Here is a 25,051-nt window from a genome sequence, read left to right as displayed (position 1 = left end):
ATGAGTGGAGCTCGCCTACTGCCGGTGGTCGACCAGATCGATCAGCTGCCGGACCACCGTGTCGGGCTCCACGGTGCGGTCGAAGACCGCCACCAGCAGGGTTTCCAGGTCGGGGTAGCCCAGTTCCTCGGAGAGCCGCAGCAGCGGCAGGTCGCTGGCCAGGCCCCGGTCGTGCTTGCGCAGCGCCAGGCCGATGGTGGCCCGGCCGAGGCGTACCTTGTCGGCGATCGAGATGCCCGGTTCGGTGTGCTCGGCGAACCAGCGGTTGATCTGCATCTGGGCATGGGGGGACTTGACGAAGCCCAGCCACTCCCGGCGCGGCCCGCGGGGCGCCACGTCGACCTCGAAGCCGCTCTCCGCGTCGCTCTCGGTGAAGATCTCCACCACGTCGCCCTCCTCCAACTCGGAGGAGAGCGGGGCCAGCCGGCCGTTGATGCGCGCGGCGAGGCAGTGGTCGCCGCGCTCGGTGCTCAGCTCGTAGGCGAGGTCGACCGGGGTGGCCCCGGCCGGCAGCACCACCTGCCGCCCGTCGGCGACCACCTGGACCTGCGCCTCGGCCAGGTCGCAGCGCAGCGACTCCATGAACTGCGTGGGGTCGACCGTCTCCTGCTCCCAGTCGAGCACGCGACGCAGCCAGGCCAGCTCGTCCGCCCCGTCGGCGGCACGCCCGGCCTCGCGGGGGAAGCGGTAGTGGGCGGCGACGCCGTATTCGGCGGAGTGGTGCATCTCCGCGGTGCGGATCAGCACCTCGACGGTGCGGTCCTGCGGGCCGCAGACGCTGGTGTGCAGGGACCGGTAGAGGTTGTTCTTCGGGGAGGCGATGAAGTCCTTGAAGCGGCCCGGCACCGGCCGCCACAGCCCGTGGACCGCGCCGAGCGCGGCGTAACAGTCGGTGGCCGGGCCGTCCACCACGATGGCGATGCGGGGCAGGTCGTACGGCGCCGCGTGCTCGCCGGCCACCGTGTCCTTCCAGATCGAGTAGAGGTGCCGGGGGCGGGGGCCGACCTCGGCGTCCACCCGGCTGCGGCGCAGCGCCACCCGGGTCTTCGCCACCACGTCGTCGAGGTAGGCGTCCCAGCCCGGCCGGTCGTGCACGAAGCGGGCGATCCGCGCGTGCTCCTCCGGCTGCAGGTGCAGCAGCACCACGTCGTCCAGCTCGCGCTTGAGGGTCTGGATGCCCAGCCGGTCGCAGAGCGGAACCAGCACCTCCTGGGTCTTGCGGGCGATCCGCTCCCGGGAGGCGGCCGAGCGGACCCCGAGGGTGCGCATGTTGTGCAGCCGGTCGGCCAGCTTGATGATCAGGACCCGGACGTCCTTGCCGGCCGCCACGATCATCTTGCGGACGGTCTCCGCCTCGGCGGCCTTGCCGTAGAACGCCTTGTCGAACTTGGTCACCCCGTCGACCAGGTGGGCCACCTGGCGCCCGAAGTCCTCCTGGAGCGCCTGGAGGGTGTAGCGGGTGTCCTCCACGGTGTCGTGCAGCAGCGCGGCGACCAGGGTGGTGCTGTCCATGCCGAGGTCCGCGCAGATCTGGGCGACCGCGAGCGGGTGCGTGATGTAGGGCTCGCCGCTCTTGCGGAACTGGCCGCGGTGCATGTTCTCGGCGATCGTGTAGGCCCGCCGCAGCACCGACGCGTCGGCGTTGGGATGGATGCCCCGATGGGCGCGGACCAGCGCGGTGACCGGGTCGTTGTCGGTGGTGGGCCAGGTGAGGAGGGAGCGCAGGCGCCGGGAGAGCGGCAGCTCGCCGGGCTGGGTCGGGAGGGCGCCGCCCAGGGCGGCGCCGTGTCCGGCGTCGACGTCCACCTGGGACACCTCCTCACCCCGGCCCCGGGCCGCCGGCGGGCCGGCGACCGGGAGCAGGCCCGCGAATCGGGCAGGACTGCACTTCTCTAACAGCCTAAGGGAGTTGACGTAGTCCGATCGGACACTTGGTCATGAGCGTTCGGTCGAGAGTTGGTGGGAGGTGCCGTTCTCCGCCTTGGCCAGCAGGTCGCGGAACCGGCCCGCGCCGGCGACCGGCGAGGCCCATCCGGCCGACATCTCCACGAGCCGGGTCTCCGGTCGTTCCAACCAGGACAGGATGCGCTCGGTCTCCTCCGCGGTCGCCGCCGGCACCGGCCCGTGCCCGGGCAGGACTGTCTCGGCGGTGGCCCGGATCGCGGTGATGGTCGGTCGCGGATGGACACCCGGCGGGGACACCCCGGCCCCGGCCAGCCGGCCGTGGCGCACCAGGGCCAGCTCCCAGCCGCCCCGGGCGGCCGGCCGGGCGGCGGCCAGCTCGGCGATGCCGGTCAGCGCGGCCAGGCGCTGCATGCGGACCGCCGCGCGCAGCACCGCGGCCAGCCGGCTGCGCACCACCGCGGCCTCCTCGTAGCGCTGGCCGGCGGAGAGCACCTCGATCCGGGCCAGCAGGGCGTCGACCACCACCTGCGGGTCGTCGCGGGTGGCGGTGCGGAACGGGACGGCGGCGCGGTGGTCGTACTCCTCCGGGGTGATCCGGTGCTCGCAGGGCGCCGGGCAGCGACCCAGCTCGGCCAGCGCGCAGGCCGGCATGGTGGTGCGCCGGGACAGCCGGTGGGTGCACTGGCGCAGCGGCACCGCGTCGTGGAACCCGGCGGCGGCCAGCTCGGCGGCCTGCTTCGAGCGGAACGGACCGAGGTAGGCCGAGTCGGTGGGCGCGAGGTCGCGCACGATCGACAACCGCGGGTACGCCTCGTCGGTCAGCTTCAGCCAGACCTGGCGCTCCGGGTACTTCGACCGCCGGTTGTACGGCGGCGCGTGCGCGGCGATCAGCCGCAGCTCGCGCACCTCGGCCTCCAGCGAGTGGGCGCACTCGACCGCCTCCACGCGCTCGGCGGCCGCCAGCATCTCCGAGATCCGGGCCCGCTTCTCGGCGGCGGTGAAGTAGCTGCGCACCCGGGTGGCGATGTCGCCGGAGGTGCCGACGTAGAGCGGCCGGTCGTCGGCGGCCCGGAAGATGTAGACGCCGGGCACCTTGGGCAACCCCTCGGCGAGGTGCCGCTTGCGCCGCTGGGTCGGGGTGACCGCCCGGGCGAACTCGATGGCCTCACCGACGGTGTCCACCCGGTGCCCGCCGAGCCGGCCGATCAGCCCGTGCAGCACGTCGACGGTCGCCTTGGCGTCGTCGAGCGCCCGGTGGGTGGGCTGGGTGGCGGTGCGGAAGTAGGCCGCCAGGGTGCCCAGCTTGCGGTTGGGCACCTCGTCGCGGGTGAGCACCCGGCGGGCCAGCGCGGCGGTGTCCAGCACCCGCGGGTTGGGCCAGCGGTAGCCGTGCTTCGCGCAGGCGGCCTTGAGGAAGCCCACGTCGTAGGGGGCGTTGTGGGCGACCAGCACGGCGTCGGCGACGAACTCCAGGAAACTCGGCAGCACCTGCTCGATCGGTGGCGCGGGGAGCAGCATGGCCTGGGTGATCCCGGTCAGCACGGTGATGAACGGCGGGATCGGCACCCCCGGGTTGACCAGGGTCGCGAGCACGCCCAGCTCCTCGCCGCCGCGCACCTTCACGGCGCCGATCTCGGTGATGCCGCCGCCGTCCGGCGCGCCGCCGGTGGTCTCCAGGTCGACCACCACGAAGGTGGTCGCGTAGAGCGGCAGCGCGGGGTCGACCCCCGTGCCCGCCACCCGGTCCAGGCCGGCCAGGGCCTCCTGGACGTAGTCCGCTCGCGTCACCCGCGGCACGCTAGCGGCGGGGTCCGACACTCCCGTCCCGGCAGCCCCACGCGTCACCACAGGGGTAGGATGAGAGATCGGCTCACTCACCGGGCGGTGAGCCCGTTCGGGGTGGGAGACTTGCCACATGCCCCTCACCGAGCCGCACGACGACCACTCCTCCCCGGAGGAGCCGCTGGTCGGCGCGGGCGACGCCGGTGAGACCCCGGACGGCGCGGCCGCCGAGCCGGAGCCCGTCCTGCCCGAGCCGGTCCGGCAGCGGATCGTGGCGCTCACCGCCGCGGTGCTGCCCGGCCTGGCCGCCGACGAGGTGCCCGTGCCGCTGCGCCGGGTGGCCAAGTTCGCCCCCAACCGGCGCGCCCGGCTCGGTGCCCCGGCCATCGCCGCCCAGCTCACCGCCGATCCGCTGTTCCGGCAGCGGGTCACCGCGCGGGTGCTCGCCGACGCCGGCGACCTGGGCGCGGCCGTCGTGGAGGGGACCGCACCGGCGGCGGCCGACCCGGTCGAGGTGGCCGCCCTGGCCTACCTGGCCCGGCCGCGCGGCTGGCGGGAGTTGATCGAGGCCAGTGGCGCCGCGGTGCGCGCCGAGGCGGACAGCGCGGTGGTCGCCGAGCTGGTCCGCGAGGCCGAGCAGCGGGCCACCCGCGCCGAGCACGACCGGGCGGTGGCCCGGGTCGAGGCGGAGAAGCTCCGCGACGAGCTCGCCCGCGTCCGCGAGGAGCTGGGCCAGCTCCGCGAGGAGGCCCGCCAGCTCGCCCGTACCCTCCGGGAGACCCAGGGCCGCGAGCGCAAGGCCACCGAGCTGCTGGCCACCGAGCGCGGCCGGGCCGCCCGCGCGGCCGCCGACGCCGACGCCGAGCTGCGCCGCGCCCGGGCCCGGCTGGCCGAGGCGGAGGCCGCGGCCGGCGTGGCCCGGGTCAGCGCCAAGGAGGCCCGCTCGGTCGACGAGGCGAAGCTCTGGCTGCTGCTGGAGACGATCGGGCAGGCCGCCGTCGGGCTCCGCCGCGAGCTGGCGCTGGACCCGGTGGAGAAGCTGCCCGCCGACTTCGTCGCCGACGCGTTCGCCGACCAGTCGGCGGCCACCCCGGCCGGCGCCGCGGCCCGGGCCCGGGACACCGACGACCCTGCCCGCCTCGACCAGCTGCTCGCGCTGCCGAAGGCGCACCTCGTGGTGGACGGCTACAACGTCACCAAGCGGGGCTTCGGCGAGATGTCGCTGGAGCAGCAGCGCAAGCGGCTCATCACCGGGCTGGGCGGGATCGCCGCGCAGACCGGCGACGAGGTCACCGTGGTCTTCGACGGCGCCGAGCGGATCCACGGGCTGCCCCCGACGCCGCGCGGCGTGCGGGTGCTGTTCTCCCGGAAGGGGGAGACGGCGGACGAGTTGATCCGTCGCCTGGTCCGCGCCGAGCCGGCCGGGCGGCCGGTGGTGGTGGTCTCCTCCGACCGCGAGGTCGCCGACGGGGTACGCCGGCACGGCGCCTACCCGCTCGGCGCCGACTCGCTGTTGCGGCGGCTCGCCCGGTCCTGACGCGCCACCGCCGTCCGTGATCGACCCCAGGTCGGCGAGGTGGCGTCTTCGCGGTGCTTGATCGACTCCAGCTCGGCGAGGTGGCGGTGTCCGGGGCGAGTTGATCGCGCCACCTCGGCGAGGCGGTGTGGATCTTGGCGGGGCCGGCCGCCGGGGTGCGCGGCGGACCGAGAGTGGCCAGGGAGCCCGTGAGTGGGGTGCTGGATGATCGGGTTCGGGGTGGGTGCTGCCTCGTTGTCCGGTTCTGTCACACCCCCGGCCTAGCCTCGTGGTGACCGACGGTGGTGGGCCCTCTCCGGTCCGCCATCGGCGATGCGTCAGGAGGCGTGCATGCTCATCGACTGCGACACCTGCGGGGTCCGGGGCGCCGGCTGCCCCGGCTGCCTGGTGACCGCGCTGCTCGACACCGGCTCCGCGGCCGCCGACCTGGGCCCCGACGAGCACCGGGCGATCGAGGCGTTCGCCCGGGCCGGCTTCGAGGTGCAGGTGCTGCCCGCCCCGCCGGCGCCCCGGCGGCCGGCCCGCCGCCGCCGGGTCGCCTGATCCCGCTCGGCCACCACGGTCACCGCGCCGCGCGGGCCTTAGGATGAGCGCTCACGGCGGGAGGGAGCGGCATGAGGCGGGCACGGCGCGACGGGACGGGGCGGTGACCCCGCGCGGCTGGGCGGTGCTGACCCTGGCCGGGCTGGCCGTCGCGCTGCTGGTCGCCGCAGCGCTGCTGGTCCCGTGGAGCCGGCCGCCGGCACCCCGGGCCGACCAGCTCGCGGCGCTGCGCGCGCTCCCGGTCGACCAGGTGGCCCGGGGCCGGGCCTTCCACGGCGCGCTGCGCCCGGCGGGCTGGTCGGCGCTCGTCGTCGGCCTGGTGGTGGCCCTGCTGCTCGGCCTCACCCCGGTCGGCGGTCGCCTCGTCGAGCTGGCCGGCCGGCCGTTCGGCGGGCACTGGGCCGCCCAGGCGGTGCTCGGCGGGCTGGCCGTGATGTTCCTGGCCGACCTGCTCACCCTGCCCTTCGCCGCCTGGCGGCAGACCGTGCTGAACCGCTACGGGCTGAGCACCCAGGGCTGGGGCGGCTGGGCCGTCGACCTGCTCAAGTCGTACGCGGTGAGCGCCGTCATCGGCGCGCTCGTCCTGCTCGGCTTCTACACCGTGGTCCGGCTCTCCCCGCGCTGGTGGTGGGCGTTCGGCGCGGCCGGCGCCGCCGCGCTGGTGGTGCTTCTGTCGTTCGTGCTGCCGGTGCTGGTCGAGCCGGTGTTCAACCGGTTCACCCCCATGGAGCCCGGCCCGCTGCGCACCGAGCTGACCAGCCTGGCGGCCCGCGACGGGGTGCCCGTGCGCGACGTGCTGGTCGCCGACGCCTCGCGGCGGACCCGGGCCGTCAACGCGTACGTCTCGGGGCTGGGGCCGACCCGGCGGGTGGTGGTCTACGACACCCTGCTGCGCGAGGCGGACCCGGCGGAGGTCACCAGCGTGGTCGCCCACGAGCTGGGGCACGCCAAGGACCGGGACGTCTGGACCGGCACGCTCATGGGCGCGCTGGGCGCCGCCGCCGCGGTGGTGGCCCTCTACCTGATCGGGTCCTGGGCGCCGCTGCTGCGGCTGGCCGGGGTCGACTCGATCGCCCAACCACGGGCGTTCCCGCTGCTGATCGCGCTGGTCACGGTGGCCGGCCTGATGGCCACGCCGGTGCAGGCGCTGGTCTCCCGGCGGGTCGAGGCCCGGGCCGACGCGCACGCGCTGGCGCTCACCGGCGACCCGGTCACGTTCGAGGCGATGCAGCGCCGGCTGGCCGGCGTCAACCTGGCCGACCCCGACCCGCCCCGCTGGGAATACCTCTGGTCGGCGTCCCACCCGTCCACCGTGGAGCGGATGGCCGCCGCCCGCGCCTACGCCAGGGAGTCCGGCGGATGAGCCGCACCTTGCTGATCACCAACGACTTCCCGCCGCGCCCCGGTGGCATCCAGTCGTTCGTGCACAACCTGGCGGTGCGCCAGCCCCCCGGCTCCGTGGTGGTCTACGCGTCGAGCTGGCGGGGCGCGGCCAAGTTCGACGCCGACCAGCCCTTCGAGGTGGTCCGCGAGCGGACCAAGGTGCTGCTGCCCACCCCGCTCGTGGCCCGCCGTGCGGCGCGCCTGGCCCGGGCGTACGACTGCGACACGGTGTGGTTCGGCGCGGCGGCCCCGCTGGGGCTGCTCGCGGCGGGGCTGCGCCGTCGGGCCGGGATCGGCCGGGCCGTGGCGCTCACCCACGGGCACGAGGCCGGCTGGGCCGCGCTGCCGGGCGCCCGGACGGCGCTGCGCCGGATCGGCCGGGGCGTCGACGTCACCACCTACCTCGGCGAATACACCCGGGTCCGGCTGGCCCGGGTGCTCGACGGGGTGACCGAGCTGCGCCGGCTCGCCCCGGGCGTCGACGTGGACACCTACCACCCCGGCGTCGACGGCGAGCGGGTGCGGGTGCGGCTGGGGCTGGCCGACCGGCCGGTCGTGGTCTGCGTCTCGCGCCTGGTTCCGCGCAAGGGTCAGGACATGCTCATCCGGGCGATGCCGGAGATCCGCCGCCGGGTGCCGGACGCCGCGCTGCTGGTGGTCGGCGGCGGCCCCTACCGCGCGACGCTGGAGAAGCTGGCCCGGCAGACCGGGGTCGAACGCGACGTGGTGTTCACCGGCTCGGTGCCCTCGGCCGAGCTGCCCGCGCACTACGCCGCCGGCGACGTCTACGCGATGCCCTGCCGGACCCGCAACCGCGGCCTGGACGTCGAGGGCCTGGGGATCGTCTACCTGGAGGCCAGCGCGACCGGGCTGCCGGTGGTGGCCGGCGACTCCGGCGGCGCGCCGGACGCGGTCCGCGAGGGGGAGACCGGCTACGTGGTCCGCGGCCGGGACGTGCCCCAGCTCGCCGACCGGGTGGCCACCCTGCTCGCCGACCGGGACCTGGCCCGCCAGCTCGGCGCCGCCGGCCGGGCCTGGGTGGAGCGGGAGTGGCGCTGGGAGACCCAGGCCGACCGGATGGCCGCCCTGCTCGCCGGCTGACCCCGGCCCGGAAGCCGGGCCGGGGTCGCGAACGCGAACCGGTCAGGTGCGGACCAGGGCCGGCTCCGCCGGCACCGGCCGCGGCGACCGCCGGGCGAGCCGACCCGGCCACCAGGTGCGCACGCCGAGGTCCAGGGTCAGCGCCGGGATCAGCAGGCTGCGCACCAGCAGCGTGTCGAGCAGGATGCCGACCGCCACGATGACGCCCATCTGCACGGACGGCACCAGCGGCAGCACCAGCAGCGCGCCGAAGGTCGCGGCCAGCACCACGCCCGCGCTGGTGATCACCCCGCCGGTGACGGTCAGCGCGCGCAGCACACCCGGCCGGTGCCCGATCCGGGCGACCTCCTCCCGGGCCCGGGTCATCAGGAAGATCGTGTAGTCAACACCGAGCGCCACCAGGAACAGGAACGCCTGCAACGGGACCCCGACGAAGAGATGGGGGTGGCCCAGCGCGTCCAGCAGCAGCCCGGCGGCCCCCATGGCGGCCGCGTACGACAGGACGACGCTGACCATCAGCAGCAGCGGCGCGACCAGCGACCGGAGCAGCAGCACCAGGATGACCAGGACGACGGCGAGCACCAGCGGGATGACCACCCGGTTGTCCCGGTTCACCGTGTGCTCCTCGTCGAGGATGGTGGCGGTCCGCCCGCCGACCAGGGCCCGCGCGTCGGGCACCGCGTGCACGGCGGTCCGCAGCCGGGTCACCGTGTCCCGGGCGGCGTCGCTGTCCGGCGCGGCGGCGAGCACCGCCGGCACCCGGACCCACCGGCCGTCCGCCGGGCGTTCCGGCGCGCCCACCTCGGCGACGCCCGGCACCGCGCGGGCGGCGGCCACCACCTCATCGGCCGTCCCGGCGGCGGCCAGGATCTCGGCGGGCGCGGCCGAGCCGCCCGGGTAGTGGGCCGCGATCAGCCGCTGCCCGGTGACCGAGCCGACCTCGGTGGTGAACGACTCGTCGTCGGGCAGGCCCAGGCCGAGGTTGCCGATGCCCAGGGTCAGCGCGGCCAGCGCGGCGGCGGTGCCGAGCCAGACCGCCCGGGGCCGGCCGGCGACGAGGCCGGCGATCCGCCGCCAGATCCCGTGGTCGGCGGTGTGGTCGCGGGTGTCGGCGCCGGGGGCGTACCGGGGCACGAACGGCCAGAACAGCCACCGGCCGCAGAGCACCAGCACCGCGGGCAGCAGGGTGGTCATGGCCAGCAGCGCCGCGGCGATGCCGACCGCGCCGACCGGACCCAGGCCGCGGGTGGCCGGCAGGTCGGCCGCGAGCAGGCAGAGCAGTCCGATCGCGACGGTCGCCGCCGAGGCGCAGACCGCCCCGGCCGAGCGGCGCAGGGCGGCCGCCATGGCGGCGTGCCGGTCGGCGTGCCGTCGCAGCTCCTCCCGGTAGCGGGCGATGAGCAGCAGGGCGTAGTCCACCCCGACACCGAAGACCAGCACGGTGAGGATGGTCTGGCTCTGGAAGTCGACGGCCAGCCCGGCGTGCCGGGCCAGGAGGTAGACCACCGCCCCGGCCAGCTGGTTGGCGACGGCCACCGCGACCAGCGGGATGAGCCACAGCACCGGGCTGCGGTAGGTGACCAGCAGGAGCAGGGCGACGGTGAGCGCGGTGGCCAGCAGCAGCGCGCCGTCCATTCCGGAGAACGCGTCGAAGACGTCGTGCTCGGCGGCCGCGTCCCCGGTCAGCGCGGTGCGCAGGCCGGGTGGCGCGCCGTCGGCCAGCCGGTCCTTGAGCCCGTCGACCGCCTCGGCGCGCCGCTCGTCGTCGAGGCTGACCGGCAGGGACAGCAGCAGCGCCCGGCCGTCGGCGGAGGCCACCGGCGGGGACACCGCGCCGCCGTCGGCGTACCGGGCGAAGGCGGCCCGGTCGGCCTCGGCCCGGGCCCGGTCGGCCGGGGTGAGGCCGCTGTCGCGGACGTAGACGGCGATGGCGAGGGGGTGGCGCGACTCGGGGAAGGCCGCCTCGGCCCGCTGCACCGCCCGGCTGCTCTCGGCCCCGGCCGGCAGCGCGCCGAGCGTCGAGTTGTCCTGCACCTCGCCGAGCTTCAGGGCGAGCGGGCCGGCCGCCACGAGCAGCGCCAGCCAGAGGAGGAGGACCGCGTACTTGCCGCGGCGGCCGGCGGGCAGGCCGGCCAGGCGTTGCGGGGACATCCCGGTTCCCTTTCGTCGTCACGGTTGCGGGGTCGGCGACCCCACAACCGATCCTTCGGGCCGGCGCGGTCCGGGTCAGGGGTGCCAGCGCGCCGGCCGGGGTGGTGCCAGCACCACCGATCCCGCGCGGCCGGTGCCGCAGAATGGGCCCGTGGACGGCGTACGCGGACTCCTCCGCACCTGGATCCGGCCCGGCGCGGTCACCGCCGCACAGGGGCTGCTGATCGCCCTGCTGTCGTTGACCACGCACGTCGCGCTCTTCGTGCTGTCGCTGGTGTCGCTGCTGCTGATCCCGGTGTTCGGCGTGGGGTTCGCGCTGTTCCCGGTGGCCACCGCGCTGGTCCGGTTCTGTGCCGGGCTGCACCGCCGGCTGGCCCGCTGGGGCGGGGTCGAGATGGCCACGCCCTACCGGCCGGCGCCGGCGGGGGCGCAGTTCGGCACCTGGCGGCGGTTCCGCTGGGTCGTGGGTGACCCGGCCACCTGGCGCGACCTGTCCTGGCTGCTGCCCGGCGCGGTCACCGGCGCGGTCTGCCTGGCCGCCTTCGTCCTGCCGCTGTACGGCCTGGAGGGGATGCTCGGGCTCCCGCTCGTGCTGCACCTGACCGTCGGCTTCGGCTACGGCCCGTTCTGGCCGATCGACAACCTCGCCGAGGCGCTGCTCTGCTTCCCGCTGGGGGCGTTGTTCCTGGCCGGCGGGCTGGCCGCCGGACGCTGGCTGGTCTGGCTGCACCTGGCCTTCGCCCGGTTCTTCCTGCCGCCGACCCGCACGGCCGAGCTGGCGCTGCGGGTCCGCCAGCTCACCGTCACCCGGGCCGACACGGTGGACGCGCAGGCTGCCGAGCTGCGGCGCATCGAGCGGGACCTGCACGACGGGGCGCAGGCCCGGATCGTCGCGCTGAGCATGAGCATCGGCCTGGCCGAGCAGCTCGTGGGGGACGACCCGGAGGCGGTGCGGCGGCTGCTCGCCGAGGCCCGGGAGACCAGCGGGCAGGCCCTGGCCGAGCTGCGCGGGCTGGTGCGCGGCATCCACCCGCCGGTGCTCGCCGAGCGCGGCCTGGCGGGCGCCGTACGCGCGCTGGCGCTGGCCGTGCCGCTGCCGGTGGCGGTGACCGTCGACCTGCCGGGCCGCCCGGCCGCTCCCGTGGAGTCCGCCGCGTACTTCGCGGTGGCCGAGGGGCTGGCGAACGTCAGCAAGCACAGCGGGGCGTCCCGGGCCTGGGTCGAGCTCGGCCATGCCGACGGGCGGCTGACCATCGTGGTCGGTGACGACGGGCGGGGCGGCGCCGACCCGGCGGCGGGCAGCGGCCTGGCGGGGATGGGGCGCCGCCTGGCCGCGTTCGATGGGACGATGGTGGTCACCAGTCCGGCCGGTGGGCCCACCGTCATCAGCATGGAGCTGCCGTGCGAGTTGTCATCGCCGAGGATCTCGCCCTCCTCCGGGACGGGCTGATCCGCATCCTGGGGGCGTTCGGCTGCGAGGTTGTCGCGGCCGTCGACAACGGACCGGCGGTGCTGCCGGCGCTGGTCGCGCACCGCCCGGACGTCGCGGTGCTCGACGTCCGGCTGCCGCCGACCTTCACCGACGAGGGGCTGCAGGCCGCCATCCGGGCCCGCGCCCAGATCCCCGGCCTGCCGATCCTCGTGCTGTCCCAGCACGTCGAGCAGCTCTACGCCCGGGAGCTGCTCTCCGACCGGGCCGGTGGGGTGGGCTACCTGCTCAAGGACCGGGTGTCCCACGTGGACCAGTTCATCGACGCGGTGCGCCGGGTGGCGGACGGTGGCACCGTCATGGACCCGGAGGTGGTCGCCCAGCTGCTGGCCAGCCGGTCCGGGGCGGGGCCGCTGGACGAGCTGACCCCCCGGGAGCGGGAGGTCCTCGGCCTGATGGCCGAGGGCCGGTCCAACGCCGCGGTGGCGGCCCGGCTCTTCGTCACCGAGAAGGCGGTCAACAAGCACATCAACAACATCTTCAGCAAGCTGCGGATGCCGCCGTCCGGCGACGACAACCGGCGGGTGCTGGCCGTGCTGGCCTATCTGCACGGGGAGGACGGCCGTCGGCCGCGGACCCCGGCCTGACGCGGTCAGGACGCGGTGTCGGTGAGGGCGGGGGAGCAGCGGTCCAGGTGCGGCGCGGCCGGCCCGGGGCGGCCGAAGTGCCAGCCCTGCCCGGCGTCGCAGCCGATCGCGCGCAGCCGGTCCGCCTGGTCGGCCGTCTCCACCCCCTCGGCCGTCACGGTCAGGCCGAGGGCGTGCGCCAGCGAGACCAGCGAGGCGAGGATCCGCTCGTCGGTGCGGCTGCCCGGGTCGTCGGCCGGTGCGCGCAGCCCGGCCACGAACTCACCGGCCACCTTCAGCTCGCTCACCGGCAGGTCCCGCAGGTACGCGAGGTTGCAGTAGCCGGTGCCGAAGTCGTCGATGGCCACCCGGACGCCGAGGTCGGCCAGCACCCGCAGGGCGCGGACCGGCTCGGCCACGGTGCTCATCATGGTGCTCTCGGTGATCTCCAGCTGCAGCCGTTCGGCGGGCAGGCCGGTGCGCCGCAGCACCCCCTGCACCTCCTGCACGAGCTCGGGCCGGTGCAGCTGGCGGACGGCGAGGTTGACGCTGACGAACGGCGCACCGGCCGGCCCGTCCGCCCAGGTGGTCGCCTCGCGGCACGCCTCGGCCAGCACCCAGCTGCCGAGGCGGACGATCAGGCCGGTCTCCTCGGCCAGCGGGATGAAGCTGTCCGGGCGGAGCACGCCCAGCTCGGGGTGGCGCCAGCGCACCAGCGCCTCCATGCCGACCACCCGGCCGTCGCGCAGCCCGGTCAGCGGCTGGTAGTCGAGATAGAACTCGCCCCGGTCGAGCGCGGCGGGGATGGCGGCGGAGAGGGCGTACCGGGCCAGCTCCCGGCGGTTGCGGTCGGCGTCGAACAGCGACCAGCGGGCCCCGCCGGCCGCCTTGGCCCAGTGCAGGGTGCTGTCCGCCGCGCGCATCAGCTCCATCGGCGAGGTGTCGGCCACCTGCCGCTCGACGATGCCGATGCTGGCCGACACGGTCAGCTCGTGCCCGTCGACCAGCGCGGGCTCGCTCACCGCGGCCAGGGCCGCCTCGGCCACCTTCACCACGTCCTCGGTGCAGCCGGCGCGCTCGACCAGGATGACGAACTCGTCGCCGCCCAGCCGGGCCACCAGGTGCTCGCCCAGCACCCGCCGCAGCCGCCGTGCCACCGACACCAGCAGCGAGTCGCCGACCTGGTGACCGAGGGAGTCGTTGACCACTTTGAACCGGTCCAGGTCGAGGAAGCAGACCCCGATCCGGTCCGCGCCGCGGCCGGGCGCCGTGATGGCGGCGGTGAGCCGCTCGGTGAACAGCGTGCGGTTGGGCAGGCCGGTCAGCGGGTCGTGGGTGGCCTGGTGCCGGAACCGGGCCTCGCTGTCCCGCAGGGCCCGTTCGGCCTGCGCCCGGGCCATCATGGCGGCCCGCCGGATGGCCTCCTGCTCGTCCAGCGTGCGGTCGCGCAGCGCGCGGGCGTAGCCGGTGGCCACGGTGGCCAGCAGCCGGGCCATCCGGTCCTCGACGTCGTCCACGACCAGGTCGAGGTCCCGGACGAGGCGGAGCTGGATCACCTCGATGGTGCGGCCGAGCCCCTCGGCGGAGGCGATGTGCGACTGCACCAGCTCGGCGCCGACCTGCTGGCCGATCCGCAGGTCGAACGGGTCGGCGCGCAGCGCCAGCGCGAGCCGCTCGGTGAGCCGCTGGAGCAGGGCCTCCAGCTGGGCCTGGGTCATCGGCAGGTAGCTGGTCCCGGAGACCGCCTTGGCCCAGGCCCGGGCGAAGGCGCCGGGGCGGGAGCGGGTGGTGGCGGTGGCCCGCTCGTCACCCACCGAGCCGCCCGACACCGCCCATGAAGACCGCCTGCTCGGCGTTCTCGGCCTGCTCCGGGGCGTCCGGCCGCCACTGCGGCACCCAGACCACGCCCGGGTCGACCAGCTCGAAGCCGGCGAACAGGGCGGTCAGCTCGGCTCGGCTGCGGATGAAGAGCTGGTTGTCGGTGCGCCGGTAGACCCGCTCGGCCTCGGCCCGCTCGCCGGTGCCGGCCCGCCCGTCGTCGCTGGCCTGCGACATGACCAGGTAACTGCCGGGGGCCAGTGCCTCGCGCAGCGTCCGCAGGCAGTCCTCCGGGCGGTCCGCGTCGGGGATGAAGTGCAGCACCGCCACGATCATCACGGCGACCGGCTGGGAGAAGTCCAGCAGCCGGAGCACGTCGGGGTGGCGGAGGATCGCCTCCGGCCGGCGCAGGTCCTCCTGCACCACGGCGGCACGGTCGTTGCCGGCCAGGATCTCCTGGCTGTGCGCCACGGCGACCGGGTCGACGTCGACGTAGACCACCCGGGACTCCGGGTCGATCCGCTGGGCGATCTCGTGCACGTTGCCCACCGTCGGGATGCCGGAGCCGATGTCGAGGAACTGGCGGATCCCGGAGTCGGCCAGGAACTGCACCGCCCGGCGGAGGAAGGCCCGGTTGGCCTGGGCCATCAGCGGGGCCTCCGGGACGGCCTCCACCATGGCCCGGGCGGCCGCCCGGTCGGCCGCGAAGTTGTGCGAGCCGCCGAGGTAGTAGTCGTACATGCGTGCCACGCTGGGGCGCTCGATGTCGATGGTCTCGGGTGCCCAGTCCGGCCGCTGCATGCGCTTGCCCCTTTGTGTCGGCGACGCGCGGGGGTCACCGCCGCGCGGATCACCCGGGTATTCTGCCCGCCCGCCGTCGCGCTGCAAAGACCACCGTCGCTCCGCGTCCGGCTCCTCACCGTACGCGGTCAGGGGGTGCCCGGAATGCCGGAGAGGCCCGCGTCCGGGGTGCGGACGGGGCCTCTCCGGCGTCGTGCTGGCGGGACGCCGTCAGAACTTCGGCGCGTCCGGGGCCTCCAGGAGCCCCAGCCGCAGCGCGGTCATCAGCGCCTGGGCGCGGTTGGCGGCGCCGAGCTTCTCGTAGAGCTTCGAGATGTGCGTCTTGGCCGTCGACTCGCTGACGAACAGCTGCTTGGCGATGCCCGCGACGCTCATGCCGTCGGCGAGCAGCCGCAGCACCTGACCCTCGCGGGGGGAGAGCTGCGGGCCGGACGGGGCCAGCCGGCGCTTCATGGCCTCGGCCAGGTCGGCCGCGGTGAACGCGCTGGGGGAGGAGGCGGCGTGCCGGGCGGCGGCCACCACCTCGTCGGCCGGGGCGGTCTTCGGCACGAACGCGCTCGCCCCCGCCTCCAGGGCACCGAAGAGCTGGTCGTCGCCCGCGTACATGGTGAGCACGACGATGCCCATCGACGCGCTGGACTTGCGCAGGGCGCGGGTGGCCTCCAGGCCGCTGCCGTCGGGCAGCCGCAGGTCCATGATCACTACGTCCGGCTGGAGCGCGCCGGCCTGGCGCACACCCTCCGCGGCCGTGGCGGCCTCGCCCACGACCTCGAACTGCCGGTCCCGCTCGAAGGCGTGCCGCAGACCCTTACGGATCAGATCGTGATCGTCGACAAGGAGAACCTTGGTCCGGGTGGCCGGTGTCGGGCTGGTGGTCATCCTCGGGTTACTCCCCTTCTGCTGCTGCGCTGCCGCGCACCTTATCGCGCCGGGGCGAGGAGCCGAGTACCACCGCCACGGTCGTGCCGCTGGGTTGCCGCGGCCTGATCTCCAACCGGCCCCGGATACGTTCCGCCCTCTCGGCCATGATCGCAAGACCGTAGTGCCCGTCGGGGCGCTGGTCACCGATGCCGTGACCGTCATCCGACACTTCAATTTGCGCGTACGGGGGGTCCACCTCACACGTGACCCAGAGATTTGCCGCCCCGGCGTGCTTGCGCGCGTTGGTCACCGCCTCCTGCGCGATGCGCAGCAGCTCGGCTTCCGTGGCGGCGGGCAGCCGGGCGGTGGACTCGTCCAGGGACAGGTGCACCCGCAGCCCGCCGGAGGCGCCGACGGTGCGGGCGTACTCGGCGATGGCGGCGGCCAGGCCGCCGTGCCGGTCCACCTCGCTGCGCAGCTCGAACAGGCTCAGCCGCAGCTCGGTGATCACCCGGGTGACCTCCTGGCGCAGCGTGCGCAGCGAGTCGGCGGTCTCCTCGGCGTCGTCGTGCACGGTGGCCAGGGCGTTGTCGATGCCGTACCCGACCATCACCAGCTCCTGGGCGACCCCGTCGTGGATCTCCCGGGCCAGCCGCTGCCGCTCCTCGTTGGTGGCCAGCGAGCGCACCTCGTCGAAGAGCAGCGCGGCCTCCAGGCGCAGCGCCGCCGGGCCGGTCAGCGCGGTCACCCGGGACACCACCGGCGGCGGGTACGCGTGCGCGGTGTCCGCCTCGACGACCACGAGGCCGACCGTGCGCACCCCGGCGACCAGCGGCACGATCAGCGCCGAGACCTCCCCGGACTGCCGGGAGCGGGCCTGCGAGCGGGCCGAGGTGGTCGGCTGCTGGCTGGCCCAGGCGTCGGCGATGGCCGAGTCCGCGTCGAGCGTGGTCTCCCAGTCCACCCGGTCCGCCCCGATCTGGGCGAGCACCACGAGCCGGCCGCCCCCGCTGGCGGACAGCACCGCGCCCCGGTCGGTCTTCGCCACCACCCGCAGCTCCTCCAGCAGGTGCTCGGAGATGCCCCCCGGGTCCAGGGTGGCGCCGGGGAGCTGGCGGGCGACCGTGCGCAGCTGGGTGAGCAGCCGGGTGGCCTCCGCGTACGGCTGGGGCTTGCCCTCGCCGCGGACCCGCAGCACCCGCTGGAGCATGCCGGCGGTGTAGAGGCCGAGGCCGGCCAGGATCAGCCACTGCGCGCAGACCGCCAGGTAGCCGGGCTGGCCGAGCTGCGGCTCACCGCCCACCTCGGTGAAGGCCGCGCTGACCAGCAGCGTGGCCGCAACGACCACGAGCAGTGCCGCCCCCTCACGGAACCGGCGGCGCAGCGCCGTCACGGTGACCGGCACGGCGAGGTACGGCAGCACCGCCGAGGCGCCCAGCCCGCCGGTGACCCCGGTGAGGTGGGTGTCGGCGGCGACCTGGCTGGCCGCCAGCCCGAGGACCACCACCTCGGCGAAGCGGCTGATCGGGGCGAGCAGGCGGTGCTGGGGGGCCAGCACGGCGGGCAGCCCGGCGACGCCGAGCAGGGCGATCCACCACAGCTGGGTGGCGTCGCGGGTGGCGAACAGGGTCAGGGCGGCGACCAGCGCGAGGAGGACCACGCGCGCCGCCGCCGCGAGGGGCTGCGTCTGCGGTTGGCTGGGTGTCGAGGCGGGCACGTGACGGATGGTAGTCAGCCCCGGTAGATGTCCGCGATCTCCGCCGCGTACGTCTTGTGCACGACCTGCCGCTTGACCTTGAGCGAGGGGGTCAGCTCGCCGGTCGCCTCGGTGAAGTCCTGCGGCAGGATCCGGAACACCTTGATCGCCTCGGCCTTGGAGACCGACTGGTTGGCCTGGTCGATCGCGGTCTGCACCTCGGCCCGCAGCGTCTCGTCCCCGCGCAGGTCGGCGACGGTCGTGTCCGCCGGGCGGCCGTTCGCGGCCAGCCACTTCGGCAGCGCCTCCTCGTCGATGGTGACCAGCGCCGCGATGAACGGCTGCCGGTCGCCGACCACCAGGCACTGACTGATCAGCGGGTGCGCCCGCACCTGGTCCTCGAGCACCGCCGGGGCGACGTTCTTGCCGCCGGCGGTCACGATGATCTCCTTCTTGCGGCCGGTGATGGAGAGGAATCCGTCCTCGTCGAGCTGGCCCAGGTCGCCGGTGCGGAACCAGCCGTCGGCGCTCAGCGCCTCGGCGGTGGCCGTCTCGTTGTGCCAGTAGCCCGAGAAGATGATCTCCCCGGCGATCAGGATCTCGCCGTCGTCGTCGATGCGGATGGTGACGCCCGGCAGCGGCCGGCCGACCGTGCCGATCCGGGTGTGGCCGGGCAGGTTCGCGGCGGCGGCCGGCGCGGTCTCGGTGAGGCCGTAGCCCTCGCAGATGGTCACCCCGATGCCGCGGAAGAAGTGCCCGAGCCGGCTGCCGAGCGGGGCGCCGCCGGAGATCGCGTCCCGGCACCGGCCGCCCATCGCCGCCCGCAGCTTGCCGTAGACCAGCTTGTCGAAGACCGCGCGCTGGGCGCGCAGCCCCACGCTCGGCCCGTCCGGGGTCTCCAGCGCCTCGCTGTAGGCGATGGCGACCTTCTCGGCCCGGTCGAAGATCCTGCCCTTCCCGTCGGCCTCGGCCTTCTGCCGCGCGCCGTTGTAGACCTTCTCGAAGACCCGGGGTACGGAGAGCACGAAGGTCGGCTTGAACTCCTGGAGCTCGCCGACCAGGTTCTTGGTGTCCGAGCAGTGCGCCATGGTGGCCCGGGCCTGCACGACGCCGACCTGGATGAGCCGGGCGAAGGCGTGCGCGAGCGGCAGGAAGAGCAGGGTGGAGGCGCCCTGGCGGAACAGGTTCGGCAGCACCGGCACGGCGTTGGTGATGTCGGCGTAGATGTTGCGGTGGGTCAGCACGCAGCCCTTGGGGCGGCCGGTGGTGCCGCTCGTGTAGATGATGGTGGCGACGTCGTCGGCCTTCAGCGTCGAGCGGCGTACCTCGACGTCGGCCGGGTCGACCGCCGCGCCGGCGGCGACCAGCTCGTCGACGGCGCCCAGCTCGATCTGCCAGACCTCGCGCAGCTCGGGCAGCCGGTCGCGGACCCCGGCGACAAGGGTGGCGTGCGCGGTGCTCTCCACGACGACGGCGACCGCGCCGGAGTCGGAGAGGATCCAGGCGGCCTGCTCGGCGCTGGAGGTCTCGTAGATCGGCACGGTGATCGCGCCGGCGGCCCAGATCGCGTAGTCGAGAAGGGTCCACTCGTAGCGGGTGCGGCTCATCAACCCGACCCGGTCGCCGGGGGAGACACCGGCCGCCACCAGGCCGCGGGCCACCGCGACGACCTCGTCGCGGAACTGCCGGCAGGTCACGTCGACCCACGCGCCGGTGGTGCCCTCGGCGCGCCGGACGAACTGCACGGCGTCGGGGGCGACCTCGGCGTTGTCCCAGACCGGGTCGGTCAGGTTGGCCGCGTCGCCGACGGTGACGATCGGCGGAACGGAGAACTCGCGCACCTGCACTCCCTCGTGCTCGCACTGGCCGGGCCGGCCGTGGTCGGCTCTGTCGAAACCTACCCGCCCGCCCCCGGGGAGCGGGTAGGGAGGTTGCCCGCCCGGCTGGTGGGACACAACCGGCCGGACGCGCCGCGACGGGCGGGGGTGGAGCGGCGCGGGGAGGTCCGGCGCCGGGTAGCCTCCCCCCATGGCGGACTCCTCCACCCAGTCGATCGTCGTCGGCGCGTCACCGGACCGGGTGGCGGCGGTCATCTGCGACTTCCCCCGCTACCCGGAGTGGGCCGAGGCGGTGCGGCGGGCCGAGGTGATCGAGGAGTACGAGGACGGTTACGCCAGCCAGGTCCGGTTCACCATCGACGCGGGCGTGATGGCCGACGAGTACGTGCTGGCCTACGAGTACGCCGAGGACATCTCCCGGATCGAGTGGCACCTGGTGGCGCCCTCGAAGATGCAGAAGTCCCAGCACGGGTCCTACGACCTCGTCGGTAACCCGGACGGAACGACCACGGTGACCTACACCCTCGAGGTGGAGTTGTCCGTGGGGATGCTCGGCATGTTTCGCCGCAAGGCCGAGAAAATGATCATGGACGCGGCGTTGAAGCAGCTCAAGCGCCGGGTAGAAGCACTCGGTGCGGCCCACTGACCCGACCGTCGTCCCGGTTGTCACGAAGGAGCCGAACCATGGGCACCACTGATCCGGGTTCGGCCCGGGAAGAGGCCGAGCGCCTCGTCGCCATGCTGCTGGCCACCGCGAAGCTGGCCGCCGCCACGCCCGGCTCCGGTCCCTGGGGTCCGCTGGGCGGGATCCTCTCGGGTGTCCTCGGTCACACCCCGGGCGGCGCCGAGGGATCGGCCACGGCAGGCGGCGGCGGGGGTTTCGCCACCGGCTCACCGGAATGCTGTGTCTGCCCGGTCTGTCGCGGTATCGCGGCGTTGCGGGACCCGAGTCCGGAATTCGCCGAGCGGCTCGCCACCGGAGCCGGTGATCTGGCCGCCGGAGTGGCCAGCCTGCTGCGCGCGTTCGCCCCGGCGGAGCCGGCCGGGGCGGGCGGCCCCGCGACGGCGACCGGGTCCGACGGGGCGGCCGCCGGGACCGTGGCGGGGGACCACGTGTGGCGCGAGGCGACCCGTACCGGGCATGATTCTCAGCCGGCACCCGAGCAGGACGTGTGGTCCGCCGCCACCCGGGGGGAGGGCGCGGCCGAGGCGGGTGCCTCCGTGCCGCCCGCCGATGCCGCCGGGCCGGACGTGCCGGCGCCGAGCCGGCCGCCGGCCGGCCGTCCCGTGGTGCCCGCCTCGCGGGCGTCCGGCGAGGTGGGCGAGGACGCACCAGGCGACGGAGCCTGACCACCGGACATCCCGGGTCGCACGGCCGGTCCTCGGCCGGGCCCGGGCAGCACAGCAGAGGGGAGTGGCAGCGGTGACGCTGACCATCGGAGTCGACGTCGGTGGCACGAAGGTGGCCGGCGGTGTCGTGGACGACACCGGCACGGTTCTCGTGCACGCCCGACGGGACACCCCCGCCGACGACGTGGCGAAGACCCGCGACGTCATCACCGAGCTGGTCACCGAGCTGGCCACCGGCCGGACGATCGGCGCGGTGGGCATCGGCGCGGCCGGCTGGATCGACGCCTCCCGCTCCACCGTGCTCTTCGCCCCCAACCTGGCCTGGCGGGACGAGCCGCTGCGCGAGTACGTCAGCAACGCCACCGGCCTGCCGGTGATCGTGGAGAACGACGGCAACGTCGCGGCCTGGGCGGAGTTCCGCTACGGCGCCGCCCGGCACGCCGACGACTCGATGGTCATGTTCACCATCGGCACCGGCGTGGGCGGCGGGATCGTGCTCGGCGGCGAGCTGGTCCGCGGGGCCCACGGCATCGCGGCCGAGCTGGGGCACATGCTCACCGTGCCGGACGGCCACCAGTGCGGCTGCGGCCGGCTGGGCTGCATCGAGCAGTACGCCAGCGGCAGCGCCCTGGTCCGCTTCGCCCGTGCCGCCGCACGTCAGGAGCCGCACCGGGCCGCCGCGCTGCTGGAGCTGGCCGGCGGCGAGGCCGAGGGGATCACCGGTCCGATGGTGACCGCCGCCGCGAAGGGCGGCGACCCGGTCTCGGCCGAGGCGTTCGCCCAGGTCGGCCGCTGGCTGGGCACCAGCCTCGCGGACATGGCGCAGATCCTCGACCCGCAGGTGCTGGTGGTCGGCGGTGGCGTGATCGACGCCGGCGACCTGCTGCTCGGCCCGACCCGCCGGTCGTTCACCGACGCCCTGGCGCAGCGCAGCCGCCTGCCCGTCGCCGAGGTGCGCCCCGCCGAGCTGGGCAACACGGCCGGCGTCATCGGCGCCGCCGACCTGGCCCGGCGAATCTGACGTGGCGGCAGCAGGCGTGCCGCTGCGCGTGGTGTCCTACAACATCCACAGCCAGCGGGACGACACGGCGGCGCTGGCCGAGGTGGTCCGGGCGGCCGAGCCGGACGTGGTGATCGTCCAGGAGGGCCCGCGGCGGTTCCGGTGGCGGCAGAAGTGCGCCTCGCTGGCCGACTCGTTCGGGCTGGTCGTCGCGGCCGGCGGCCTGCCGTCGCTGGGCAACCTGCTGCTGACCAGCCTGCGCGTCCGGGTGACGGCCACCCGCTGCCAGCGCTACCCGCTGACCCCGGGGCGGCACCTGCGCGGTGCCGCGTACGCCGAGTGTCTCGTGGGCGGCACCCGGTTCCTGCTGGCCGGCTCCCACCTCTCCACCGACCCGGTGGAGCGGCCCGCCCAGGCGGCCGCGTTCAAGCGGGAACTGGCCGCCGCGACGCTGCCCGTGGTGGCGGGCGCCGACCTGAACGAGGGGCCCGACGGGTCGGCCTGGCGGACCGTCGCGGAGGGACTGACCGACGCGGCGGTCGCCATGGACCGGGCCGACCGGCTCACCTACTCCTGCGCGAACCCCCGCCGGCGCATCGACGCCCTCTTCGTCGACCCCCGGATCAGCGTGGTCGACTACGACGTGGTGGACACCCCGCGGACGCGGCAGGCCAGCGACCACTTCCCGGTCCTCGTGGACCTGCTGCTGCCCGCGGCCGGCTGACGCCCTCGGCACTGTCCGCCCCGGCCACCTGCCCGCACCGGCCACCTGCCCTCGTCGTGCCACGGTCCGGCGCGGGCCGGTGGCGCGCCGATGGCCGGGTGACCGACCGTGACATCGCCGGCTCCCACCGCCCACACTGAGTGACCGATCGGCTCGTCACGCAGCGCGACGGACGCCGGTCGCCGCGACACTCCGCCCCGAGACGGCTGGACAACGGCGGGCATTGTCGGCAGGATTTCGCACCGACCCGGCACTCGTGCCGCACAAAAGGAGATTCCCGGTGTCCTCCTCCACCGACCTCGGCCGTCCCGATCCGGACCCGGCGGTCGCCCCGACCACGGACGGCCGCCCGGTCTCCGACCGGGGCGACACCGTCTGCGTCATCGGCGCCGGGGCCAGCGGCCTGACCGCCGTGAAGAACCTCCGCGAGGCCGGCTTCGGCGTGGACTGCTACGAGCGGGAGACCGGCGTCGGCGGGGCGTGGAACTGGCGGCACGACCGCAGCCCCGTGTACGCCAGCACGCACCTCATCTCGTCCCGGCCGTTCACCCAGTTCCCCGACTTCCCGATGCCGGACGACTGGCCGGACTACCCGCACCACGCCCAGCTGCTGTCCTACTTCGAGCGCTACGCCGACCACTTCGACCTGCGCCAGCACGTCTGGTTCGGCACCGAGGTGGTCCGGGTGGAGCCGGTCGAGGGGGACCGCTGGGACGTCACCACCCGCAGCACCGGCGGCTACGGCCCGGAGCGCACCTCCCGCTACGCGGCCGTGGTGCTGGCCAACGGGCACAACTGGTCGCCGAAGCTGCCCCGCTACGAGGGGCTGGAGCAGTTCCGTGGCGAGGTCATGCATGCCTCGTCCTACAAGGACCCGGCCCAGCTGCGCGGCAAGCGGGTGCTGGTGGTCGGGGCCGGCAACACCGGCTGCGACATCGCGGTGGAGGCCGCCCAGCAGGCGTCCCGCTGCTGGCACTCCACCCGCCGCGGCTACTGGTACGCCCCGAAGTACGTCTTCGGCCGGCCCGCCGACCAGGTCAACGACACCATGCTCGCGCTGCGGGTGCCCCTGCGGGTGCGGCAGTGGCTCTACCACTGGACGCTGCGGCTGACCGTCGGTGACCTGACCCGGTTCGGCCTGCCCCGGCCCGACCACCGGGTCTACGAGACCCACCCCATCGCCAACAGCCAGCTCGTCTACTACGTGGGCCACGGGGAGGTCACCCCGGTGCCGGACGTCGCGCGGTTCGGCGACCGCACCGTCGAGCTGACCGACGGCCGCGAGATCGACCCCGACCTGGTCGTCTTCGCCACCGGCTACCTGCCGCGCTTCGAGTTCCTGGAGGGCCGCGTGCTCGGCGACGCCGACGGCTCGGGCCGGCCCCGGCTCTGGCTCAACGCGTTCGCCGCCGGCCATCCCACCCTGGCCGTGGTGGGTCTGGTGCAGCCCGACTCCGGCATCTTTCCCATCTCGCACTGGCAGAGCGTGCTCTTCGCCCGGCTGCTCACCCTTCGCACCACCCGCCCGGACCGGGCCGCCGCCTTCGGCCGCCGGGTCGCCGCCGGCCTCGGCGAGCGGTACTCGGGGAAGGTCAAGGACAGCACCCGGCACTGGTTCGAGGTCGGGCACGCCGACTACCTGCGCGCGCTCCAGCGGGCGCTCCACGACCTGGAGGGCAAGTGAACGCGCAGCCGGTACAGGTCGTCCGGGGCTGGGAGTGGGCCCGTCCGGAGCGGCCGGCCCGCCGCGAGGTCGTCGCCGCGGTGCCCGAGCTGGACCAGGCGAAGCCGCCGCTGCTGTTCGTGCCCGGGTTCGGGCACGGGGCGTGGGCGTTCGCCGAGCACTGGCTGGGGCACGCCGCCGGCCGCGGCTTCCCGGCGTACGCGCTGAGCCTGCGCGGGCACGGCGACAGCGAGCCGGCGCCGGGGGCGACGCTGCGGTCGTACACCCATGACGTGGTCCAGGTGGCGGCGAGCCTGCCGCGGCAGGCGGTGCTGGTGGGGCACGGCGCCGGCGCCCGGGTGGTCGCCCACGCGCTGGCCCGCTACCCGGCCCGGGCCGCGGTGCTGGTGGCACCGGTGCTCGGCGGCTGGGGCATCCTCGGCACGGCGCTGCGCCGCAATCCCGTCGGCACGGTGCCCGCGGTGTTCGGCGCCGGCCTGCGGCTGAACCGCCGGCAGCTGTTCAGCCGGGAACTGCCCGACGCCGAGGCGCGCCGGCACGTCGCCCGGCTGGGGCGGGCCAGCCGCCGGGCGCAGTGGCAGCTGCTCACCGGGCGGCAGCCCGAGCCGGCGGTGGGCCGCCCGCCGGTGCTGGTGCTCGGCAGCCCCGACGACCGGGTGGTCCCGCCGGGCGCGCTGACCAGGGCGGCCCGCCGCTACGCCTCGGCGCCGCTGCTGTTCCCCGGCATGGGACACGACCTGATGCTCGACGCCCGCTGGCGGGAGCCGGTCGACGCGATCCTCGACTGGCTGGAGAAGGACCCGGCGCCCGCCGCCGGCTGAG

The 25,051-nt window shown here is 75.2% G+C and carries 20 protein-coding genes; 12 read left to right on the top strand and 8 right to left on the bottom strand.

The features are described from left to right. Positions 1-15: 15 nt before the first annotated feature. Positions 16-1,806, bottom strand: coding sequence for a RelA/SpoT family protein (locus GA0070214_RS23800; RefSeq protein ID WP_091268261.1), 1,791 nt, complete (start codon positions 1,804-1,806; stop codon positions 16-18). A gap of 129 nt (positions 1,807-1,935) precedes the next feature. Beyond that, on the bottom strand, positions 1,936-3,693 hold the full coding sequence (locus GA0070214_RS23795; protein ID WP_091268257.1) for a DEDD exonuclease domain-containing protein: 1,758 nt from the start codon (positions 3,691-3,693) through the stop codon (positions 1,936-1,938). A 127-nt stretch (positions 3,694-3,820) separates the two neighbouring features. On the opposite strand from GA0070214_RS23795, the gene GA0070214_RS23790 reads away from it, so the two are divergent. From GA0070214_RS23790 to GA0070214_RS23775, 4 genes are all read left to right on the top strand, one after another. Further along, complete coding sequence (locus GA0070214_RS23790; protein ID WP_091268254.1) at positions 3,821-5,224, top strand: NYN domain-containing protein; 1,404 nt, start codon at positions 3,821-3,823, stop codon at positions 5,222-5,224. 330 nt (positions 5,225-5,554) lie between these two features. Next, positions 5,555-5,767, top strand: coding sequence for a hypothetical protein (locus GA0070214_RS23785; protein WP_091268251.1), 213 nt, complete (start codon positions 5,555-5,557; stop codon positions 5,765-5,767). A 103-nt stretch (positions 5,768-5,870) separates the two neighbouring features. Next, complete coding sequence (locus GA0070214_RS23780; protein ID WP_091268248.1) at positions 5,871-7,130, top strand: M48 family metallopeptidase; 1,260 nt, start codon at positions 5,871-5,873, stop codon at positions 7,128-7,130. After that, positions 7,127-8,251, top strand: a complete 1,125-nt coding sequence (locus GA0070214_RS23775; RefSeq protein ID WP_091268245.1) for a glycosyltransferase family 4 protein — start codon at positions 7,127-7,129, stop codon at positions 8,249-8,251. Before GA0070214_RS23780 ends, GA0070214_RS23775 begins: the two co-directional genes overlap by 4 nt. 42 nt (positions 8,252-8,293) lie before the next feature. Here the strand turns inward: GA0070214_RS23775 and GA0070214_RS23770 are convergent, their stop codons facing one another. Then, complete coding sequence (locus tag GA0070214_RS23770) at positions 8,294-10,402, bottom strand: MMPL family transporter (protein WP_091268242.1); 2,109 nt, start codon at positions 10,400-10,402, stop codon at positions 8,294-8,296. A gap of 151 nt (positions 10,403-10,553) precedes the next feature. On the opposite strand from GA0070214_RS23770, the gene GA0070214_RS23765 reads away from it, so the two are divergent. Together GA0070214_RS23765 and GA0070214_RS23760 are read left to right on the top strand one after the other, a co-directional pair. After that, positions 10,554-11,852: a sensor histidine kinase gene (locus GA0070214_RS23765; protein ID WP_244167817.1), complete on the top strand. Its 1,299-nt coding sequence runs from the start codon at positions 10,554-10,556 to the stop codon at positions 11,850-11,852. Then, a complete protein-coding gene (locus tag GA0070214_RS23760) occupies positions 11,804-12,478 on the top strand; it encodes a LuxR C-terminal-related transcriptional regulator (RefSeq protein WP_091268240.1) in 675 nt (224 codons plus the stop codon). Before GA0070214_RS23765 ends, GA0070214_RS23760 begins: the two co-directional genes overlap by 49 nt. 5 nt (positions 12,479-12,483) lie before the next feature. On the opposite strand, the gene GA0070214_RS23755 is transcribed toward GA0070214_RS23760, so the two are convergent. From GA0070214_RS23755 to GA0070214_RS23735, 5 genes are all read right to left on the bottom strand, one after another. Further along, the gene (locus GA0070214_RS23755) at positions 12,484-14,286 is read right to left on the bottom strand and encodes a putative bifunctional diguanylate cyclase/phosphodiesterase (RefSeq protein ID WP_377463203.1); all 1,803 of its coding nucleotides are present in this window, start codon (positions 14,284-14,286) and stop codon (positions 12,484-12,486) included. After that, the gene (locus GA0070214_RS23750; RefSeq protein ID WP_091268238.1) at positions 14,264-15,076 is read right to left on the bottom strand and encodes an SAM-dependent methyltransferase; all 813 of its coding nucleotides are present in this window, start codon (positions 15,074-15,076) and stop codon (positions 14,264-14,266) included. Before GA0070214_RS23750 ends, GA0070214_RS23755 begins: the two co-directional genes overlap by 23 nt. Positions 15,077-15,286: 210 nt before the next feature. Then, complete coding sequence (locus GA0070214_RS23745; protein ID WP_007072219.1) at positions 15,287-15,955, bottom strand: response regulator transcription factor; 669 nt, start codon at positions 15,953-15,955, stop codon at positions 15,287-15,289. A 7-nt stretch (positions 15,956-15,962) separates the two neighbouring features. After that, on the bottom strand, positions 15,963-17,654 hold the full coding sequence (locus tag GA0070214_RS23740) for a sensor histidine kinase (protein ID WP_091268236.1): 1,692 nt from the start codon (positions 17,652-17,654) through the stop codon (positions 15,963-15,965). A 14-nt stretch (positions 17,655-17,668) separates the two neighbouring features. Continuing rightward, the gene (locus GA0070214_RS23735; RefSeq protein WP_091268423.1) at positions 17,669-19,474 is read right to left on the bottom strand and encodes an AMP-dependent synthetase/ligase; all 1,806 of its coding nucleotides are present in this window, start codon (positions 19,472-19,474) and stop codon (positions 17,669-17,671) included. A gap of 187 nt (positions 19,475-19,661) precedes the next feature. On the opposite strand from GA0070214_RS23735, the gene GA0070214_RS23730 reads away from it, so the two are divergent. The 6 genes from GA0070214_RS23730 (at position 19,662) to GA0070214_RS23705 (ending at position 25,050) form a co-directional block, all read left to right on the top strand. Next, positions 19,662-20,117, top strand: coding sequence for an SRPBCC family protein (locus GA0070214_RS23730; RefSeq protein ID WP_091268234.1), 456 nt, complete (start codon positions 19,662-19,664; stop codon positions 20,115-20,117). A 38-nt stretch (positions 20,118-20,155) separates the two neighbouring features. Further along, positions 20,156-20,821, top strand: coding sequence for a hypothetical protein (locus tag GA0070214_RS23725; RefSeq protein ID WP_091268232.1), 666 nt, complete (start codon positions 20,156-20,158; stop codon positions 20,819-20,821). A gap of 64 nt (positions 20,822-20,885) precedes the next feature. Then, entirely contained in the window at positions 20,886-21,842 is a 957-nt protein-coding gene (locus tag GA0070214_RS23720; protein ID WP_208602878.1) for an ROK family glucokinase, read from the top strand. 1 nt (position 21,843) lies between these two features. Continuing rightward, entirely contained in the window at positions 21,844-22,545 is a 702-nt protein-coding gene (locus GA0070214_RS23715) for an endonuclease/exonuclease/phosphatase family protein (protein WP_091268228.1), read from the top strand. Between the two features lie 280 nt (positions 22,546-22,825). Then, the gene (locus tag GA0070214_RS23710) at positions 22,826-24,229 is read left to right on the top strand and encodes a flavin-containing monooxygenase (RefSeq protein WP_091268226.1); all 1,404 of its coding nucleotides are present in this window, start codon (positions 22,826-22,828) and stop codon (positions 24,227-24,229) included. Continuing rightward, the gene (locus GA0070214_RS23705) at positions 24,226-25,050 is read left to right on the top strand and encodes an alpha/beta hydrolase (RefSeq protein ID WP_091268224.1); all 825 of its coding nucleotides are present in this window, start codon (positions 24,226-24,228) and stop codon (positions 25,048-25,050) included. The genes GA0070214_RS23710 and GA0070214_RS23705 overlap by 4 nt, the downstream gene beginning before the upstream one ends. The last annotated feature ends 1 nt before the right edge of the window (position 25,051 follow it).

This window comes from Micromonospora chaiyaphumensis, from assembly GCF_900091435.1.
Lineage (GTDB): Bacteria > Actinomycetota > Actinomycetes > Mycobacteriales > Micromonosporaceae > Micromonospora > Micromonospora chaiyaphumensis.
Note: the sequence above shows the minus strand (reverse complement) of the source record. Positions and strands in the feature narration are given on the sequence as shown.

Excerpts from the sequence above, each read along its gene's own strand:
- GA0070214_RS23790 (WP_091268254.1), top strand. The coding sequence starts at position 3,821 with ATGCCCCTCACCGAGCCGCACGACGACCACTCCTCCCCGGAGGAGCCG.
- GA0070214_RS23785 (WP_091268251.1), top strand. The coding sequence starts at position 5,555 with ATGCTCATCGACTGCGACACCTGCGGGGTCCGGGGCGCCGGCTGCCCC.
- GA0070214_RS23775 (WP_091268245.1), top strand. The coding sequence starts at position 7,127 with ATGAGCCGCACCTTGCTGATCACCAACGACTTCCCGCCGCGCCCCGGT.
- GA0070214_RS23770 (WP_091268242.1), bottom strand. The coding sequence starts at position 10,402 with ATGTCCCCGCAACGCCTGGCCGGCCTGCCCGCCGGCCGCCGCGGCAAG.
- GA0070214_RS23750 (WP_091268238.1), bottom strand. The coding sequence starts at position 15,076 with ATGCAGCGGCCGGACTGGGCACCCGAGACCATCGACATCGAGCGCCCC.
- GA0070214_RS23745 (WP_007072219.1), bottom strand. The coding sequence starts at position 15,955 with ATGACCACCAGCCCGACACCGGCCACCCGGACCAAGGTTCTCCTTGTC.
- GA0070214_RS23730 (WP_091268234.1), top strand. The coding sequence starts at position 19,662 with ATGGCGGACTCCTCCACCCAGTCGATCGTCGTCGGCGCGTCACCGGAC.
- GA0070214_RS23725 (WP_091268232.1), top strand. The coding sequence starts at position 20,156 with ATGGGCACCACTGATCCGGGTTCGGCCCGGGAAGAGGCCGAGCGCCTC.